This window comes from Kitasatospora sp. NPDC003701 (genome assembly GCF_053587085.1).
Genome location: NZ_JBSFNM010000018.1, coordinates 1 through 16,088 on the forward strand (window position 1 = coordinate 1; position 16,088 = coordinate 16,088).

Here is a 16,088-nt window from a genome sequence, read left to right on the forward strand (position 1 = left end):
GTGATGCGCGGCGAGGCGAGCCCGCAGGAGATCAAGGACTCCTCCGAGCAGTACGACAACCACTACGTCGACAGCCCGCTCTGGCGCGCCACCCTCGAAGCCGCGTCCGGCAAGTGACCTGCGCGGCCCCCGAGGCCGGATGGCGGCGAACGGGGTGGCAGCCCTCAGCGCCGCCACCCCGCCCGGGACTCGCGCCGCATGGGTCATCGGTACGCACAGGCCGGTGAGTTGAGCCAAACCCCACGTTGGAGGGAAACCGTTGTGGGGCGACTCGGCGACTGCGCCGGGCGGCGCCGCCCCGGACGAGGACTTCCCGGCCCGGCCGGCCCGACCGGTTCGACTGACCGACCGGCCCGCCGCATCTGCTCATCCGCCGATCCCGGCCGGACAGTTTCGATCACTCTGCGTGTTTCGCTGGTGCGGTACGTAACCGAACCGTTACGGTCACCGACTGTGCGCACCTGATCCCTGTTCGACTAGACCGAGGCGGAAGTCATGGCACAGGAACCCCGGATCGACGTAGCGCTGACCCTCAAGGAGGGCCAGGCGGAGCCCAGTTCGGCGGAGAAGGCGGAACTCGTCGCCTCGCTGGCGCCCGATGTGTGGTTCACCTCCGCGCTGGAGCGCGCGGGTGGCGGCGGGCGGCAGGCCGATGTGGTCTGGGAGCTGACCGGCGCCGAGTACAACGGGCAGATCGCGACGGGCAAGGCGGCCGTCTACTACGCCAACCCGAAGTTCGGCCTGCGGCGGCCCTTCCTCTTCGCGGACGGCTTCAACTACGGCCCGAGCGACCTCCCCGGGCTGTTCGCCTACTTCAACGCGCCCTACGGCGACAAGCCGGGCCTCTTCGACCAGTTGCTCGGCCAGGGCTTCGACATCGTGCTGGTCGGCTTCGAGGAGCGGCACACCCACATCCAGGCCAACGCCGAGGTCGCGATCGCCGCGATCTTCAGGGCGATCGAGGAGCGGGTGGGCGAGGAGCGCCTGACCGTCGGCGGGGTGAGCATGGGCGGGATCGTCACCCGCTTCGCGCTCGCCAAGCTGGAGACCATGAAGATGGACCACCAGACGGAGACGTACCTCTCCTACGACTCGCCCCACAACGGCGCGTGGATCCCGCTCGTGCTCCAGCAGATGGCCTACTTCTTCGAGGACTTCACCCCCGCCGGCCCCGACGGGGCCAAGCAGGCCGACCTGATCCGCAGCCCCGCCGCGCAGCAGCTGCTCTGGGCCTGGGTGGAGAACTCCAAGTACTCGGGGCCGGTGGCCACCTCCAGCCCGCTGCGCAAGGAGTTCCTGGCGGACCTCGCGCGCTTCGGCGACTTCCCGGCGATCCCGCGCAAGCTCGGCGTCTCCAACGGCCGGCGCGACGGTGTCGGCCGCCCGCTGCCAGCCGGCGAGGTCGCCTTCGACTGGCAGGCCCTGATCGCCAGCGCCACGGCGCGCTTCCAGCCGGAGAAGGGCGAGCAGCAGAAGATCGGCGGCATGCACATCGGCCTGGAGGTGCGCCGCAGCTCCACCACCGAGGTCCCGGCACTGGACGGGGCGCCGGGCGGCACCCTGGACTCCTTCGGCAAGGTCGCGGACGCGCTGAAGGCGAAGATCACCGAGGAGTACCGCAGCGGCGCCTTCGTGCCGTCGGTCAGTGCGGCGGCGCTGGACTTCGACCCGGTGCGGTGGAACGTCAACGTGAACCTCTCCATCACCGACGCCGACCTCGACCGCGGCCACCTGGACGAGGTCGCCTTCGACGACGACAACACCGAGCACAGCCACGTCTCCGGCACGCTGATCGACTGGATCGTCGGGCAGGTCGCCCGCTGACCTCGGCCGTCCTGCCGGACTGGTTCGGAGCACCCGCGCGGATGGGCTACGATTTACCTCATCACCCAGATGCGCGGGTGGCGGAATAGGCAGACGCGCTGGATTCAGGTTCCAGTGCCCGAAAGGGCGTGGGGGTTCAACTCCCCCCTCGCGCACACTCGGTCTTCGGACCACTTGAGGCCGGTCGGCCCGACACCACGTCGGGCCGACCGGCCTTCTCGTCGTTCCGGGCGCCGCCGGCCCGGCCCCGGGCGAACGGGGACGGGTCCGGCGGCGCCCCGGGCGGGTCAGCCGAGGAAGTCGACGCGGTCGATGAGGCCTTCGCGCACCCGGTAGGCCACCAGGACGCGGACCGGCTCGTCGGCCAGACCGTGGGCGAGTTCGTGGTCGACCACCCAGTCGCCTTCGCTGAGCCGCCCCACGATCTCCGCCCGGCAGCGGCCTTCGGCGAACTGTCCGGTGTACGTGTCACGCAGCGCCTGACGGCCCTGCAGCGGGCTGCCGGTGCGCCGGTTGACCACGACGTCCTCGGCGTAGGTGGCGACGAAGGCGTCGATGTCGTGGCTGTTGTAGGCGGCGAGCTGCAGCTCGACCACATCGCGCGGTTCGGTCATGTGCTTGATCGTTCCTTCCTCGGGGTACGGGTTCAGGCCGTGAGACGGCGGGTGGCGAGTTCGGCGTAGAGCGCGGCGCCGTCGGCGAGCACCGCGTCGTCGAACTCCGCGTAGGGCGAGTGGTTGAGCGGCAGGTTCTCCGGGTCGGCCGCCCCCTTCGGGGCGGCGCCGAGCCACACGAAGGAGCCCGGAACGGCGTCGAGCACCCGGGAGAAGTCCTCCGCCCCGGTCATCGGGTTCGCCATCGACCGGTAGCGCTCCTCGCCGAAGACCTCCCGGACGGTGTCCGCCAGGAAGTCGGTCTCGGCCCCGTCGGTCACGGTCACCGGGTACCCGGGGAGGAACTCGACCTCCGCGCGCAGTCCGTGGGCGGTCGCGATGGCCCCGATCAGCTCCACCACGGTGTCGGCGACCTTGGCCTGCGCCTCGGCGGAGAAGGTGCGCACGGTCGCCTCGAACCGGGCCGTCTCGGGGATGATGTTGCGCTGGGTGCCGGCCTCGAGGAGCCCGACGGTGATCACCACCGGATCGAACACGTCGAAGCGGCGGGTCACCATGGTCTGCAGGGCGGTGACCATCTCGCAGGCCGCCGGGATCGGGTCCTTGGCCCGGTGCGGTGCCGAGCCGTGGCCGCCCGCACCGTGGACGGTGACGTCCAGCGCGGCGGAGGCGGCGAGGATCGGCCCGCGCCGGGAGCTGAACTCGCCGTGCGGCATGCTCGACGCCACGTGCAGCGCGTAGGCGGCGACCGGGCGTCGGCCCGCCGCGTCCAGCACGCCCTCGGCCAGCATGGCGCCGGCGCCGTCCCAACCCTCCTCGCCGGGTTGGAACATGAAGACCACGTCGCCGTGGAGCTGCTCCCGCCGTGCGGCCAGCAGGTGTGCGGCGCCCGCCAGCATGGTGGTGTGCAGATCGTGTCCGCAGGCGTGCATGGCGCCGTTGCCGGCGGCGAACGGCAGCGGGGCCTTCTCGACGACCGGCAGACCGTCCATGTCGCCGCGCAGCAGCACCACCGGCCCCGGTCGGCCGCCGCGCAGCACCGCGGTGACCGAACTCAGCGCGGAGCCCTGGCTCACCTCCAGCGGCAGTCCGTCGAGCGCCTCCAGCACCCGCTCCTGGGTGCGCGGGAGGTGGAGGCCCAACTCGGGGACCCGGTGAAGGTCGTGGCGCAGCCGGATCAGGTCCGGGGCCAGGGCGAGGGCGTCGTCGTGCAGGGACACGGGTACCTCCCATCGAACCCGCGGGCGGCGGGAACTTGTGCGGTGCGATCTTGTTCGGTGATTCTGAATCTCTCGGCGGGAGTTCCGAGCGATTTCGTAGGATCACGTCTCCGAGGGGGCATCTGATGAACGAATCCACCGGTGGTCGCCGGTGACCGGCCCCGACGTGCGGGTGGACGAGCTGGACCTCGCCCTGGTGAACGCGATGCAGCTGCGGCCCCGAGCGCCCTGGTCGCTGCTCGGCCAGACCCTCGGGATCAGCCCGGTCACCGCCGCCCGCCGCTGGCAACGGCTCTCGGAGGCCGGGATCGCCTGGGTGACCGCGTACAGCCTGCCGTCCCCGGCGGACCGCGGGTGCGTCGCCTACCTCGACCTCGACTGCGCTCCCGACCGGCTCTGGCGGATCGCCGACGACCTGGCCGAGGAGCCGCACGTGCTGAGCATCGAACACGTCTCCCAGGGCTGCGACCTCGTCCTCACCGCGGCCTTCACCGACCTGGCGATGGTCTCCCGGTACAGCACCGAGCGCCTCGGTCTGCTGCCCGGGGTCACCTCCGTCCGCGTCCGCCTGGCGACCGGCTTCTACGCCGAGGGGATCCGCTGGCGGCTGGACTCGCTGGACCAGGCCCAGCGGCTCGAACTGCGCCACGACCATCCGGCGGGCACCGGGTTCTCCACCGAAGTGCGGGAGGAGGACCGGGAGTTGCTCATCAGGCTGGGCATCGACGGCCGCCTCGACCAGGCCGAGCTGGCCGCCGCCACCGGGCTCAGCCCGTCCACGGTGCGCCGCCGCCTCGACCGGATGGCGGCGTCCGACACGATCCGCTTCCGCTGCGAGATCGCCGCCCGCGACGCCGGACGGCCGGTGATGGCGTCCTACCAGGCCGTCCTGCCCCCGGACCGGCTCGACGAGGTCGGCCCCCAGCTGGCCAGACTCCCCGAAGCCCGGTTGTGCGTGTCCGTCACCGGCACGCACAACCTCGCCCTCTCCGTCTGGCTGCGCTCCCTCGCCGACGGCCAGCGGCTCGAAGCCGCACTGGTCCGCAGGTTCCCCGACCTCCGGGTGGCCGAGCGCCGCGTGTCGCTGCGCACCGCGAAGCGGATGGGCCGGGTCCTGGACGCGGACGGACGCGCCGTCCGCGCCGTTCCGATGGACATCTGGCGGGACCCGGTCCCTTGACGGCCGCTCGGGCGGCCGAGTGCGGCCGCGGCCGGTCGGCGCGACCTCCCGTCGGGCCGACCGGCCCCTCGCCGCGCGGGCCGGTGGCGCCGCGGGCCGGTGGCGCGCCGGGCGCGGCCGGCCGTGGCGCCTACTCCGCGGGCCGGCGCGTCCGCTGCACGGCGCGGTGGACCGCCCAGGCGTCCGCCACCGGGCCCATGTGCGCGAGCTTGTCGGGGTTGAGCACCAGGCGGATCGCCTGGATCCGCCCGTCGAGCACGTCGAGTGTCAGGGCCTGGAGCACCCTGCCGTCCCGGTCGCGGAAGAGTGCGCCCGGTTGGCCGTTGACCTCGCGCGGCTCGAAGGTGACGTCGACGCGGGCCAGCCTGGGGAAGGCGGCGGCCAGCACCCGGGCCACGTTCCCGGCGCCCATGACGGCCCTGGCCAACTGCGGGGCCTTGCCGCCGCCGTCGCCGACCATCGACACGTCGGCGGCGAGCAGTTCCTGCAGGCCGGCGACGTCGCCCTCGCGCAGGGCGTCGAAGAAGCGCGCCGACAGCTCCTCCCGCTCCGTGCGGACGGCTTCGAACCGCGGCCGCCCGGCCGCCATGTGCCGTCGGGCCCGGACCAGCAGCTGCCGGCAGGCCGCCTCCGACCGCTCCACCGTCGCGGCGACCTCGTCGAACCCGTAGCCGAAGACCTCCCGCAGCACGAAGACCGCCCGCTCCAGCGGGCTGAGCCGTTCCAGCAGCAGCAGCGCCGCCATCGACACCGAGTCGGCGAGCTCCGCCGCCCGCGCCGGGTCCTGGTACGGATCGTCCAGCAGCGGCTCGGGGAGCCACGGGCCCACGTACGCCTCCCGCCGGACCCGGGCGGAGCGCAGCACGTCGATCGAGAGCCGCGTCACCGCGGCCGACAGGAAGGCCTTGGTCGACGTGGGCCGGGTCGCCGAGCGGTCGAAGCGCAGCCACGTCTCCTGCACCGCGTCCTCGGCCTCGCTCACGCTGCCCAGGATGCGGTAGGCGATCGAGAACAGCAGTGGCCGCAGCTCCTCGAACTCCTCGACCTTGCTCACGCCGACTCCCCTTCCGTCCAAGCCTTCCACCCGGGCCGTTCTCGCCGGCGCGGGCGCTTCCGGAGATCATCCGGAGTACCGCGGGGCGGGGCAACGCCCCCGAGCCCCGTGACCGGTGCCGGTGCCGTTCAGTGGAACTGCCCGACCTCGTAACCGCCGGCCGGCTGGCGGGTGATGACGTTGAGCCGGTTCACCATGTTCATGAACGAGATCAGCACCGTCAGGGCGGCGAGCTGCTCGCCGTCGTAGTGCTCGGCGGCCCGCGCCCACACCTCGTCGCCGACCCCGCCGGCCGCGTCGGCGACCCGCGTCCCCTGCTCCGCCAGTTCCAGTGCGGCACGTTCGGCCCCGGTGAAGACCGTGGCCTCCCGCCAGGCGGCCACCAGGTGGAGCCGCACCGGGGTCTCGCCGGCGGCCGCCGCCTCCTTGCCGTGCATGTCGATGCAGACCGCGCAGCCGTTGATCTGGCTCACCCGCAGTGCCACCAGCTCCTGCGTCGCGGCGGGCAGCGGCGAGTCCTTGATCACCCTGCCCGCCGACACGAGCCGCTTGAGGGCCTTGCCCGCGGTCGGGTCGGCGAAGAGGTCGAGTCGTGCGTCCATGGTGTGCTCCTCCGTCGTCGTCGGTGCCTGCACCCCTGGGACGGGGTGGCCCGCCGCCCTGTGACACGGAGGGGAGTGTGACCTGCGTCTCCCGGTCGTCGGCTCGCGCGAGTCGGCGACCGGGAGACGGCGACCGGGCGACCGGCCCGGGTCGTGCGCTCAGGTCGTGAGCCCGGGTCGTGCGCCCGGGGACTACCGCTTGGGGGCGACCAGGCGGACGCCGGACCAGTCCCGGGCGACGCTGATGGACTTCATCTGGGAGAGGCCGGCGGTCTGCGCCGCCTCGGACACATCGCTGGGCTCGATGTATCCGTCCCGTCCGGTCTTGGGGACGAGGAGCCAGATGTCGCCGCCGTCCTCCAGCAGCCCGATGGCGTCGACCAGGAGGTCGGTCAGGTCGCCGTCGTCGTCGCGGAACCAGAGCAGGACCACGTCGGCGACGTCGTCGTACTCCTCGTCCACCAGGTCCTGGCCGGTGATCTCCTCGATCGCCTCGCGGAGTTCGAGGTCGACATCGTCGTCGTAGCCGATCTCCTGGACGACCTGTCCGGGTTGGAAGCCCAGCCGGGCCGCGGGGTTGGTCCGTTCTTCTGTGCTCATCAGTGCCTCCGGTGCCACGGGCCGCGCCGGTCGCCGCCCTCCTGTAGCCAATCAGACACCCAGGGTGTCCGGGTGCAGGTCAGGCATGGGGAGTCGCCCGGGAGGGCGGCGGACGGGAGCGGTCGGCGGGTGTCGGCGGGAGGCGGCCGGCCGGACGGCGATCGCGCAGGTTGTCCAGGGACCGCTCGACCTGTGCGGCGAAGTCGCCGGGCACGACCTGGCCGGTGTCGTCGGAGGCGTACTGTCCGGCGGTGAACACCGTCTCCCCGGTGGCCGAGGCGGTGTGGCTGTAGCCGAACGGGGTGGGGTCGTACAGCCCGGCGGGGGTGGTGAGGGTGCGGGTGTCGCTCATCTGCGGTGCTTCCTTCGGTGTGGCGGGGTCGGTCGGGGCACAGGTGCGGAGGGGAGTGGGACCGCCCGCCGGCGGGTCTCGTCCGGTGGTGCCGTTCTCGTTCAGGGGGACCACTCGGCCGAGGGTCGCGCACGAGCGGCCGACGGCCTGCGCACAGGCCGTCCGGCGGCCTGTCCCGTAGGCGGGTTGACGGTCCGCCGGGTGGCGCCGCCCCGCACCGATCGACGGCCGTCCGCCGACGGGCCGGCCCTACGGCAGGTCCTGTTCGGCCCAGATGGTCTTGCCGTTGCGGGTGTAGCGGCTGCCCCAGCGGTCGGTGAGCTGGGCGACCAGGTACAGGCCGCGGCCGCCCTCGTCGGTGAGGCGGGCCCGGCGCATCCGCGGCTGGGTGGCGCTGGGGTCGGAGACCTCGCACGTCAGCCGCTCCGCGCGGATCAGCCGGACCTCGACCGGGCCGCCGGCGTAGCGGATGGCGTTGGTGACCAGCTCGCTCAGCACGAGTTCGGTGGTGAAGACCAGCTCCTCCAGCCCCCAGGCACGCAACTGCGCCGTGGCCTTCTCCCGGACCTTGGCGACGGCGGCCGGGTCGGCCTCCAGCGAGAAGGTGGCGGTGGCGTCGGGCGGTACCGCCCGGGTGCGGGCGAGCAGCAGGGTGACGTCGTCGGCCAGGCGGTGCGCCGGGTGGCCTTCGACGATCTCCCGGCCGAGCTCCCGCAGTGGCGTGGCGGCGGCGCCGGGGCGGGCCATCCGGCGGCGCAACTCGGCCAGCCCCTCGTCCAGATCGCCCCCGTACCCCAGGATCAGCCCGTCGGTGTAGAGCGCGAGCACGCTGCCGGGCGCCAGCTCGACCTCCGCCACCTCGAAGGGCAGACCACTCACGCCCAGCGGCGGGCCCGGGCGTACCGGGACGTACTCGACGCCGCCGTCCGGGGCGGCGACGGCCGGCGGCGGGTGCCCGGCGGAGGCCATCGCGCACCGCCGCGAGACCGGGTCGTAGACGGCGTAGACGCAGGTGGCGCCGAACGGGCCGGTCCGGTGGCCGACGGGCCAGTCGCCGTCGTCCCCTGGCTTCCCGGCCTCGACGAGCAACTGGCAGACCAGGTCGTCGAGGTGGACGAGCAGCTCGTCGGGCTCCAGATCGAGGTCGGCGAGGGTGCGGACGGCGGTGCGCAGCCGGCCCATGGTGGCGCTGGCCTCCAGCCCGTGGCCGACCACGTCCCCGGCGACCAGCGCGACGCGGGCCGAGGAGAGCGGGATCACGTCGAACCAGTCGCCGCCGACGCCGCTGGCGGTGTCGGTGGGCAGGTAGACGCTGGCGGTGGTCACGGCGGCGGTCTCGGTCTGCGCGGGCGGCAGCAGGCTGCGCTGGAGGCTGACGGCGGCGCGGTGCTCGCGGGTGTAGCGGCGGGCGTTGTCCAGGGCGAGGGCGGCGCGGGCGGCGATCTCGTGCAGCAGGTCCAGGTCGGCCGGTTCGTAGGCGAGCCGGTGGGCGGCGCGGTGGACGGTCACGCGGCCGAGCAGGCTGCCCCGGGCACGCAGCGGCGCGGTCATCGTGGTGGCGGTCGGGGCGGTCGGGGCGGTCGGGGCGGTCGGGGCGGTCCCGGTCGGGTCGGTGGCGGTGGAGTCGGCGGCCGGTGAGCCCTCGGCGTCGAACGCCACCGCCGTCGTGTCCGGGTCCGCCGCCGCATCCGCCGCCGCGGTCGCGAGCAGGTCGGTGGCCCCCGTCACGGCGGTCCGGCGGAGCAGCAGGCGTCCGTCCCGGCCGGGTGCCGGCTCCTCGCCGGTGAACACCGCCTCGGCGACCTCGACCACGGCCAGGTCGGCCAGCCCGGGCGCCAGGACGGCGGCGAGTTCCTCGGCGGTGCCGGTGACGGAGAGCGATCCGCCGACGGCCGCGGTGGCACGGTGGAGCACGGCCAGGCGCTCGCCGGAGCGGTGGAGTTCCGTGACGTCGGTGAACAGCGCCGTCACGCCGATCACCTGCCCGTCGGTGGCCTGCAGCCGGAAGGCCGAGATCGCCATCGCCGCGCCCCCGCGCGGAGCCTCGACGGTCCGCACCAGCTCCCCCGAGAGCACCAGCGGCCGGCCCGTCCGCAGTACCTCGCGCAGGTGCTGTTCGACCGCCTCCGCGTCCTCGACCTGCAGGAAGTCCCCGAGGCGCCGACCGGTCAGGTCCGGCGGGAGGCCGGTGTAGGGGAGCAGGTGGGTGTTGGTCCTGACCAGCCGCAGCTGGTCGTCGAACACGGCGAGCCCCACCCGGTCCTGCAGGAACAGCTCGCGGGTGAACGCCTGGTCCTGCCGCCACTGGTCGACCAGTTCGGCGGGGGCGGCGAGCACGAAGTACCGGGCCGCTCCGGACGGCTCGCCGGCGTCGACCGCCTCCAGCGGGAGCACCTGGAAGACGATCTCCAGCTCCTCGCCCGTGCCGGAGCGCACCAGCGCCGTGCCGGACCAGGTCTCCGAGGACCGCTCCGCCGCGCGCTCCGCCCTGCGCTCGGCCAGCAGGGCGGCCCAGACGGCCGGGTCCGCCAGCAGCTCGCGGACCGGACGGCCGCAGACCTCACGGGCGGGCAGGGCGAACAGCTGCTCGGCCTCCCTGGTCCAGCGGACGATCCTGCCGTCCGCGTCCAGCAGGGCACCGGCCGCGCTGTCGACGAAGGGGGGTCGTCGGCTGTCCATGGTGCGCACCTCGGATGTGTCGTGCCGTCTCGTCCGTCTTCGGTCCGTCCGTCGGTCGTCAGTCGTCCGTCCGCCCGGCTGCCGCCGCGTGCCGCCGACCGGGTGACGGGCGGTCCCGTCCCCTTCGGGTGCCGCCCGTCGAGCCGGGGCGCAGCCGGGTTCGTGGACCGACGCGGGAGCGGCAGGCAGCAGGAACAGGACCAGGGTCGGTGCCGGTGTCCGCGGGGAGCACGCCGGTGCCGGGCGGGCCCGTCGGATCCGCCTGCCGACCGGTGGCCGAGGCGAGGACGTCCACCGTAGTCATCCGGTCCGCTCCTCTCCTCCGGCCGCGAGCACGCCGGTCCGTGCCCCCTGCTGCGCGGCCCGGGACCTCTCCATCATCCCTCCGGTGGCCGTGGCCGCCAGTCACGGCCGGCCGACGCCCGGGGCCGTACTGACGTGCGGGGGAGCGGCGGGGCCGGCGGACCGAGGCGCGCCCGGCCGTTCCACCCGTCGCCGCACGGGCCGTCGGCGGCCCCGACCCGGCGTCCGGGAAGGCCCGGTGGGCCGAACCGGCGGGTAACACTACGCTGAGCCGCTTCGCTCCCGAGTCGCTCGACCGAGCAGGAGGAACCATGACGATCCCGACCCGGGCTCCGGTCCCCGTTCAGCTCCGTGCCCAGGCCGCCGCCGTCCGGGCGGCCTACGCGCTGCCGGGGCCGCTGCGCCGGCTGATCGCGGGCGCGCCCGTCCGGCGGGACGGCCAGCGGCTCGCCCTCGACGCCCAGTTGCTGCTGAGCCTGCAGCGGATGTCCGGGAACCACCTGGTCAGGCCCGGCGGGGTCGCGCCGTCCCGGGCGGGGCTGGACCACGGCCGCCACCTGGTGGGCGGCCCGGTGATCGAGCCGGTGGCCACCCGGGAGATCCGGATCCCGGTCGAGTACGGCGAGCTGCCGGCCACCCTGTACACGCCGGACGGCCTGGCCGGTCCGTCCGGGCTGCTGGTCTTCTTCCACGGCGGGGGTTGGGTGCTGGGCACCCGGACCAGCCACGACAACACCGCGCGTTTCCTCGCCCGGCAGGCGGGTGTCCGGGTCCTCTCGGTCGAGTACCGGCTGGCGCCCGAGCACGTCTTCCCGGCCGCCGTGGACGACGCGCTGGCCGCCTTCGACCACGCCCACGCCGAGGCGGCCGACCTCGGCGTGGATCCGGACCGGATCGCGGTCGGCGGCGACAGCGCGGGCGGGAACCTGGCCGCCGTCACCGCCCAGCTGGCGGTGCGGCGCGGCGGTCCCACGCCCGCGTTCCAGCTGCTCTTCTACCCGGCCACCGACGCCACCCGGCGCCGGCGCTCCCGGGAGCTGTTCGCCGAGGGGTTCCTCCTCACCAGCGCGCACATGGACTGGTTCGCCGACCACTACGCACCCGAGGGCGTGGACCGGTCCGACCCCCGGCTCTCCCCGCTGCTCACCCCCGACCTGTCCGGTCTGCCGCCCGCCTACATCGCCACCGCGGGCTTCGACCCGCTGCGCGACGAGGGCGAGGCGTACGCGGAGCGGCTGAGGGAGGCCGGGGTGGTGGTCGCGCTCAGCCGCCAGCCCGACCTGATCCACGGCTACATCAACTACCTGGGGGTCGGCCGGCGGTTCCGTGAGGCCACGGCGGAGGCCGCCGGGGCGCTGCGGCTGGCGCTCAGCCCGCACGCGTAACGGGCCGGGCCGGCGCCGGGGCGCGTCGGCCGGCCGGGGCCGGTGCGCGAGGGCTTCTCGCGCCCGGCCTCTTATTGTACTCTCCGTCTAATAAGCGGGGCGGGCGGGAACCCCGCGCAGGGCACGCACCTGGAGGCAGCGATGGCTCACCCCGGCACGGCGGCAGGAATCCACGGCCACACCTCGGCCGACGACGACGTCTCGAAGCGGCTGCTCGACTCGGCCGCGACCCTCTCCTACGACCCGGCGACCGAGATCGACTGGGACGCGCCGCTCCCGGCGGACGGCTACGGGCTCAACCCGGAGTGGAGCACCCTCTACGGCACCCGGCTGTGGGACGAGATGACCGAGGAGCAGCGGGTCACCCTCACCCGGCACGAGGTCTGCTCGATCATGACCACCGGCATCTGGTTCGAGATGATCCTGCAGCAGATGGTGCTGCGCGACCAGTACCTGAAGAACCCGGCCAGCGCCGAGTTCCGCTTCGCCCTCACCGAGATCGCCGACGAGTGCCGGCACTCGATCATGTTCGCGCGCGCCTGCGAGAAGATGGGCGTCCCGCAGTACCGGCCGGCCGCGGCGATCGCCCAGGCGGGCCGCCTCTACAAGGCCACCGCCAAGGGCGAACTCGCCTACGGCGGAATCCTGGTGGCCGAGGAGGTGCTCGACGTCATGCAGCGCGACTGGATGCGCGGCGAGAACGTCCTGGACATCGTGCGCGGGACGTCCCGGATCCATGTCGTCGAGGAATCGCGGCACATGAAGTTCGCCCGCCAGGAGATCCGCGAGCGGCTGCGGGGCGCGGGTCGCGTCCGTCGCCGGGCCGCCGGGACGGGCATCGCGATGGCCGCCTTCGTCATCGTCAGCAGCATGGTCCACCGGGGCGTGTACCGGGCCGCCGGCCTCGACACCGAGCGGGCGCTGGCGGAGGTGCGCGCCAACCAGCACCGCAAGGCGATGATGCGCACCAGCTCCGCCCACCTGATGGCCTTCCTCGCCGAGACCGGTCTGCTCAACCGCTCCGCGGCGGCGGTCTACCGCCGCATCGACATGATCTGACCCGAGCCGACATCTGCGCCGAGCCGACGTCCCCTCGACCGATCCGACCCGATCCGACCCGACCCGAGCCGGCTCGGCGCCCGCCCCGGCCCGGTGCGACCCGACCGCCCCCCACGCAGCGAGGACCTCACCCGGCCATGGCCTACGCGATCACCCAGACCTGCTGCAACGACGCCTCGTGCGTGTCCGTCTGCCCGGTCAACTGCATCCACCCCACCCCGGACGAGCCGGAGTTCGGCCGCACCGACATGCTCTACATCGACCCGGTCGCCTGCATCGACTGCGGCGCCTGCGCGGACGCCTGCCCGGTCGACGCGGTCTTCCCCGTTGACCGGCTCGCCGGCCCCGACACCGTCTTCGGGCAGCTCAACCGCGACTACTACCGGGACCACCCCGCCGACCACAGCTGGGGAGCGCCGACGTTCCCCCGCAGCCTGCCGAACGGGCTCGGCACGCTGCGCATAGCCATCGTCGGCACCGGTCCCTCCGCGGGCTACACCGCCCAGTCGCTGCTGCGCACCACCGGCGCGGAGATCACCATGATCGACCGGCTGCCGGTCGCCGGCGGTCTGCTGCGGCACGGCGTCGCCCCCGACCACCAGTCCACCAAGCGGATCGCCGAGAGCTTCGCGAGCGTGTTCCACCACCCCCGCCTGCGGGTCCACCTCAACGTCGAGATCGGCAGGGACCTCACCCACGCCGAACTGGCCGCCCACCACCACGCCGTCGTCTACGCGGTCGGCGCCGCCACCGACCGCCGGCTCGGCCTCCCCGGCGAGGACCTCCCCGGCAGCCTGGCCGCCACCACCTTCGTCGGCTGGTACAACGCCGACCCGACCGTCCCCGCCGAGGCCGTCGACCTCTCCTCGGAGCGGGTCGTGGTCGTCGGCAACGGCAACGTCGCCGTGGACGTCGCCCGGATCCTGCTGCTGGACCCGGACCGGCTCGCCGCGACCGACATCGCCGACCACGCCCTCGCCGCGCTGCGGGACAGCCGGGTGCGCGAGGTGGTGCTGCTCGCCCGCCGGGGGCCCGAGCAGGCGGCCTGGACGCGGCCCGAGTTCCTGGCCCTCCAGCACCTGCCCGGCGTCGACCTCGTCGTCGAGGACCACCCCGAGGTCCGCGCCGCGATCGCCGCCGCGCCGCCCGGCTCCAAGGCCGCGCTGCTCGCCGGGCTGCCGCTGGTGGGCGTCGACGGCGGCGAGGCGCCGCGCCCCGGCCGGCGGATCGTGCTGCGCTTCTTCGCCGCGCCCACCGAACTGCTGGGCGCGAGCCGCGTCGAGGGCGTCCGGCTCGCCCGGACGGCGCTCGTGGACGGGCCCGAGGGCCTGCGCGCCGAGCCCACCGGCGAGCAGGACACCCTGCGTGCGGGCCTGGTGGTGCGGTCCATCGGCTACCGGGGGGTGCCCGTCCCCGGTCTGCCGTTCGATGCCGCCGCCGCGGCCGTTCCGCACCGGGGCGGCCGCGTGATCGATCCGGAGTCCGGCCGGCCGCTGCCCGGGACGTACGTCGTGGGCTGGGCCAAGCGCGGCCCGTCCGGCGGGATCGGTGCCAACCGGGCCTGCGCCCAGGAGACCGTGGACGCCCTGCTGGACGACGCCGCCGGCGGCGCACTGTCCGAACCGGCGGGTACCCGACGGGAGTTGGCCCGACTGGTCCGCAGCCGGCGGCCGGACGCCCTGGGGCTGAGGCAGCTGCGGGCCATCGACCGGGCCGAACGCGCCCTCGGCGAGGCGGCCGGCCGCCCCCGGGTCAAGCTCGCCACCCTCCCCGCCCTGCTGGCCGCCGGCCGCCGCTGACCGCCCCCGTCCGCGGCCGGCCGGCCACCGGAACCCGGCCGGTCGCGAACGGGAGCGCCCCCGGTGCGGCCGCCGGGACGCCGGCGGCCGCCGTCCCTCGGTCAGGCGGGCAGCAGCGAGTAGAGCTCCGGCTGGTCGCCCTGGGTGATCTGGTTGCCGTTCTGGCCGTAGGTGCCGGAGGCCGCGACCCACTTCTTCGAGCGCTGCCCCTGAAGGGCGAACAGGTTGGTGCCGGGCACGTTGGACTTCACGAACAGCTGCTCCTCGGGGATGTGGTCGCTGAAGCAGCCGGTGGTGATGATCCAGACTCCCGAGCCCAGGCCGTTGCGGTCGACGGTGAGGCACCAGTGCCGCCAGCTGTCCTGGAAGGCCACCGTCTCGCGGCCGTCGGGCTCGGGGCGGTGGCAGTAGATCCACTTCTGGTTGGACTCGCCGGTCCAGGTGTACTGGATGACCGAGCCGTGGTTCCCGGACGACAGCGCGACGGTCAGCGCGAGGTCGGAGGAGGGCTTGATGCGGTAGAGGCCCGCGTCGCAGGTGAAGTCGCCCCAGGTGGTGGTGATCGAGGCCGGGGCCGCCACGGCGGCCGGGGCGGCGGTGAACAACAGGGCGACGGCGGCGGCAGCGGTGCCGAGTGCGGCCAGCCGGCGGCGCGTCCCGGAGCGGGGTCGGTGCAGAGCGGTCATCGTGAACTCGCTTTCACAGCTGAGGGCTTGAGATGCGACGACAGGTCCGATCAGCAGAACAGCCGCAGTCGGGCGGCGGCCCGCAGAGTGCCGCTCGGCTCGGGCCAGGCGCAGGAGACGGTGCCCTGCTCGGGAACGTCGAAGGTGACGAAGGTGCCGGGGGTGCCGGGGTCGGTCCTGATCCAGTACCCGGTGCCCGGGCCGGAGCGCGCGCAGATGTACTGGACCCACTCGCCGGTCACCTTCCGGGTGCCGCGGTAGAGGCCGTAGTAGCCGGGGCTGTTGAAGTTCACCGTGTCGGTGACGGTCGTCGTCCGGGTGCTCGACTTGGTGTTGGACACCGAGAAGCCGACCTTGGCGCTGACCTTGACGAACAGCGCCTTGAAGTCGGCGGTCACCTCCACGCTGTTGTTGACCGTGGTGCTCACGGAGTCGACCTCGGACAGCGTCTTGGTGTACTGGCCGGTGGTCCCGGGGGCGATGGCGACCGCGAGGAAGTCGGTGACGGTCGGTTCGACCCGGGCCGTGACGACGTCCTGCCAGAGGTAGTCCCGGTCGGGATTGCAGACGGGGTTCGGGGGCGGGTCGGCCTGGGCGGGTACGGCGCCGAGTCCGAGGCCGGTCACCGCGAACAGTGCGGCGAAGCCTGAGGTGAGGGCGGCGCGTCGGTTGCGCGAAGCCATGAGGGTGCTCCTCCGGTCGGATGGGATGCGGCGGGAGCCGTGTCTCGT

The 16,088-nt window shown here is 73.9% G+C and carries 14 protein-coding genes and 1 tRNA gene; 6 read left to right on the forward strand and 9 right to left on the reverse strand.

The window, feature by feature from the left end; all coding sequences use genetic code 11:
- Positions 1–495: 495 nt before the first annotated feature.
- Both ACWDRR_RS18955 and ACWDRR_RS18960 read left to right on the forward strand, forming a co-directional pair.
- A complete protein-coding gene (locus tag ACWDRR_RS18955; protein WP_449773332.1) occupies positions 496–1,824 on the forward strand; it encodes a hypothetical protein in 1,329 nt (442 codons plus the stop codon).
- 71 nt (positions 1,825–1,895) lie between these two features.
- A tRNA-Leu gene (locus ACWDRR_RS18960) sits at positions 1,896–1,979 on the forward strand.
- A gap of 132 nt (positions 1,980–2,111) precedes the next feature.
- Here ACWDRR_RS18960 and ACWDRR_RS18965 read toward each other — a convergent pair.
- The gene (locus ACWDRR_RS18965) at positions 2,112–2,438 is read right to left on the reverse strand and encodes a nuclear transport factor 2 family protein (RefSeq protein ID WP_449773333.1); all 327 of its coding nucleotides are present in this window, start codon (positions 2,436–2,438) and stop codon (positions 2,112–2,114) included.
- A 32-nt stretch (positions 2,439–2,470) separates the two neighbouring features.
- A complete protein-coding gene (locus tag ACWDRR_RS18970; RefSeq protein WP_449773334.1) occupies positions 2,471–3,658 on the reverse strand; it encodes a M20 metallopeptidase family protein in 1,188 nt (395 codons plus the stop codon).
- 151 nt (positions 3,659–3,809) lie between these two features.
- Here ACWDRR_RS18970 and ACWDRR_RS18975 point away from each other — a divergent pair, with 151 nt between their 5' ends.
- On the forward strand, positions 3,810–4,838 hold the full coding sequence (locus tag ACWDRR_RS18975; protein WP_449773335.1) for an Lrp/AsnC family transcriptional regulator: 1,029 nt from the start codon (positions 3,810–3,812) through the stop codon (positions 4,836–4,838).
- Between the two features lie 130 nt (positions 4,839–4,968).
- Here ACWDRR_RS18975 and ACWDRR_RS18980 read toward each other — a convergent pair whose 3' ends face one another.
- The 5 genes from ACWDRR_RS18980 to ACWDRR_RS19000 form a co-directional block, all read right to left on the reverse strand.
- Complete coding sequence (locus ACWDRR_RS18980; RefSeq protein ID WP_449773336.1) at positions 4,969–5,892, reverse strand: RNA polymerase sigma-70 factor; 924 nt, start codon at positions 5,890–5,892, stop codon at positions 4,969–4,971.
- Positions 5,893–6,020: 128 nt separating this feature from the next.
- The gene (locus ACWDRR_RS18985; RefSeq protein ID WP_449773337.1) at positions 6,021–6,494 is read right to left on the reverse strand and encodes a carboxymuconolactone decarboxylase family protein; all 474 of its coding nucleotides are present in this window, start codon (positions 6,492–6,494) and stop codon (positions 6,021–6,023) included.
- 192 nt (positions 6,495–6,686) lie between these two features.
- Complete coding sequence (locus ACWDRR_RS18990) at positions 6,687–7,094, reverse strand: DUF3052 domain-containing protein (RefSeq protein WP_449773338.1); 408 nt, start codon at positions 7,092–7,094, stop codon at positions 6,687–6,689.
- A 79-nt stretch (positions 7,095–7,173) separates the two neighbouring features.
- Positions 7,174–7,446: a RidA family protein gene (locus ACWDRR_RS18995; protein ID WP_449773339.1), complete on the reverse strand. Its 273-nt coding sequence runs from the start codon at positions 7,444–7,446 to the stop codon at positions 7,174–7,176.
- 249 nt (positions 7,447–7,695) lie between these two features.
- Positions 7,696–10,125, reverse strand: a complete 2,430-nt coding sequence (locus tag ACWDRR_RS19000; RefSeq protein WP_449773340.1) for a SpoIIE family protein phosphatase — start codon at positions 10,123–10,125, stop codon at positions 7,696–7,698.
- A 614-nt stretch (positions 10,126–10,739) separates the two neighbouring features.
- Here ACWDRR_RS19000 and ACWDRR_RS19005 point away from each other — a divergent pair.
- From ACWDRR_RS19005 to ACWDRR_RS19015, 3 genes are all read left to right on the forward strand, one after another.
- Entirely contained in the window at positions 10,740–11,813 is a 1,074-nt protein-coding gene (locus tag ACWDRR_RS19005; protein WP_449773341.1) for an alpha/beta hydrolase, read from the forward strand.
- A 141-nt stretch (positions 11,814–11,954) separates the two neighbouring features.
- Positions 11,955–12,872, forward strand: coding sequence for an AurF N-oxygenase family protein (locus tag ACWDRR_RS19010; protein WP_449773342.1), 918 nt, complete (start codon positions 11,955–11,957; stop codon positions 12,870–12,872).
- A 137-nt stretch (positions 12,873–13,009) separates the two neighbouring features.
- Entirely contained in the window at positions 13,010–14,671 is a 1,662-nt protein-coding gene (locus ACWDRR_RS19015) for an FAD-dependent oxidoreductase (protein ID WP_449773343.1), read from the forward strand.
- A gap of 101 nt (positions 14,672–14,772) precedes the next feature.
- Here ACWDRR_RS19015 and ACWDRR_RS19020 read toward each other — a convergent pair whose 3' ends face one another.
- Together ACWDRR_RS19020 and ACWDRR_RS19025 are read right to left on the reverse strand one after the other, a co-directional pair.
- A complete protein-coding gene (locus ACWDRR_RS19020) occupies positions 14,773–15,357 on the reverse strand; it encodes an RICIN domain-containing protein (protein WP_449773344.1) in 585 nt (194 codons plus the stop codon).
- A gap of 50 nt (positions 15,358–15,407) precedes the next feature.
- Entirely contained in the window at positions 15,408–16,040 is a 633-nt protein-coding gene (locus ACWDRR_RS19025) for a hypothetical protein (protein WP_449773345.1), read from the reverse strand.
- Between the last annotated feature and the right edge of the window lie 48 nt (positions 16,041–16,088).

What these genes read in the sequence shown, in the direction of transcription:
- ACWDRR_RS18955 (WP_449773332.1), top strand. Translation starts at nt 496, where the DNA reads ATGGCACAGGAACCCCGGATCGACGTAGCGCTGACCCTCAAGGAGGGC.
- ACWDRR_RS18965 (WP_449773333.1), bottom strand. Translation starts at nt 2,438, where the DNA reads ATGACCGAACCGCGCGATGTGGTCGAGCTGCAGCTCGCCGCCTACAAC.
- ACWDRR_RS18985 (WP_449773337.1), bottom strand. Translation starts at nt 6,494, where the DNA reads ATGGACGCACGACTCGACCTCTTCGCCGACCCGACCGCGGGCAAGGCC.
- ACWDRR_RS18990 (WP_449773338.1), bottom strand. Translation starts at nt 7,094, where the DNA reads ATGAGCACAGAAGAACGGACCAACCCCGCGGCCCGGCTGGGCTTCCAA.
- ACWDRR_RS18995 (WP_449773339.1), bottom strand. Translation starts at nt 7,446, where the DNA reads ATGAGCGACACCCGCACCCTCACCACCCCCGCCGGGCTGTACGACCCC.
- ACWDRR_RS19000 (WP_449773340.1), bottom strand. Translation starts at nt 10,125, where the DNA reads ATGGACAGCCGACGACCCCCCTTCGTCGACAGCGCGGCCGGTGCCCTG.
- ACWDRR_RS19005 (WP_449773341.1), top strand. Translation starts at nt 10,740, where the DNA reads ATGACGATCCCGACCCGGGCTCCGGTCCCCGTTCAGCTCCGTGCCCAG.
- ACWDRR_RS19010 (WP_449773342.1), top strand. Translation starts at nt 11,955, where the DNA reads ATGGCTCACCCCGGCACGGCGGCAGGAATCCACGGCCACACCTCGGCC.
- ACWDRR_RS19015 (WP_449773343.1), top strand. Translation starts at nt 13,010, where the DNA reads ATGGCCTACGCGATCACCCAGACCTGCTGCAACGACGCCTCGTGCGTG.
- ACWDRR_RS19020 (WP_449773344.1), bottom strand. Translation starts at nt 15,357, where the DNA reads ATGACCGCTCTGCACCGACCCCGCTCCGGGACGCGCCGCCGGCTGGCC.
- ACWDRR_RS19025 (WP_449773345.1), bottom strand. Translation starts at nt 16,040, where the DNA reads ATGGCTTCGCGCAACCGACGCGCCGCCCTCACCTCAGGCTTCGCCGCA.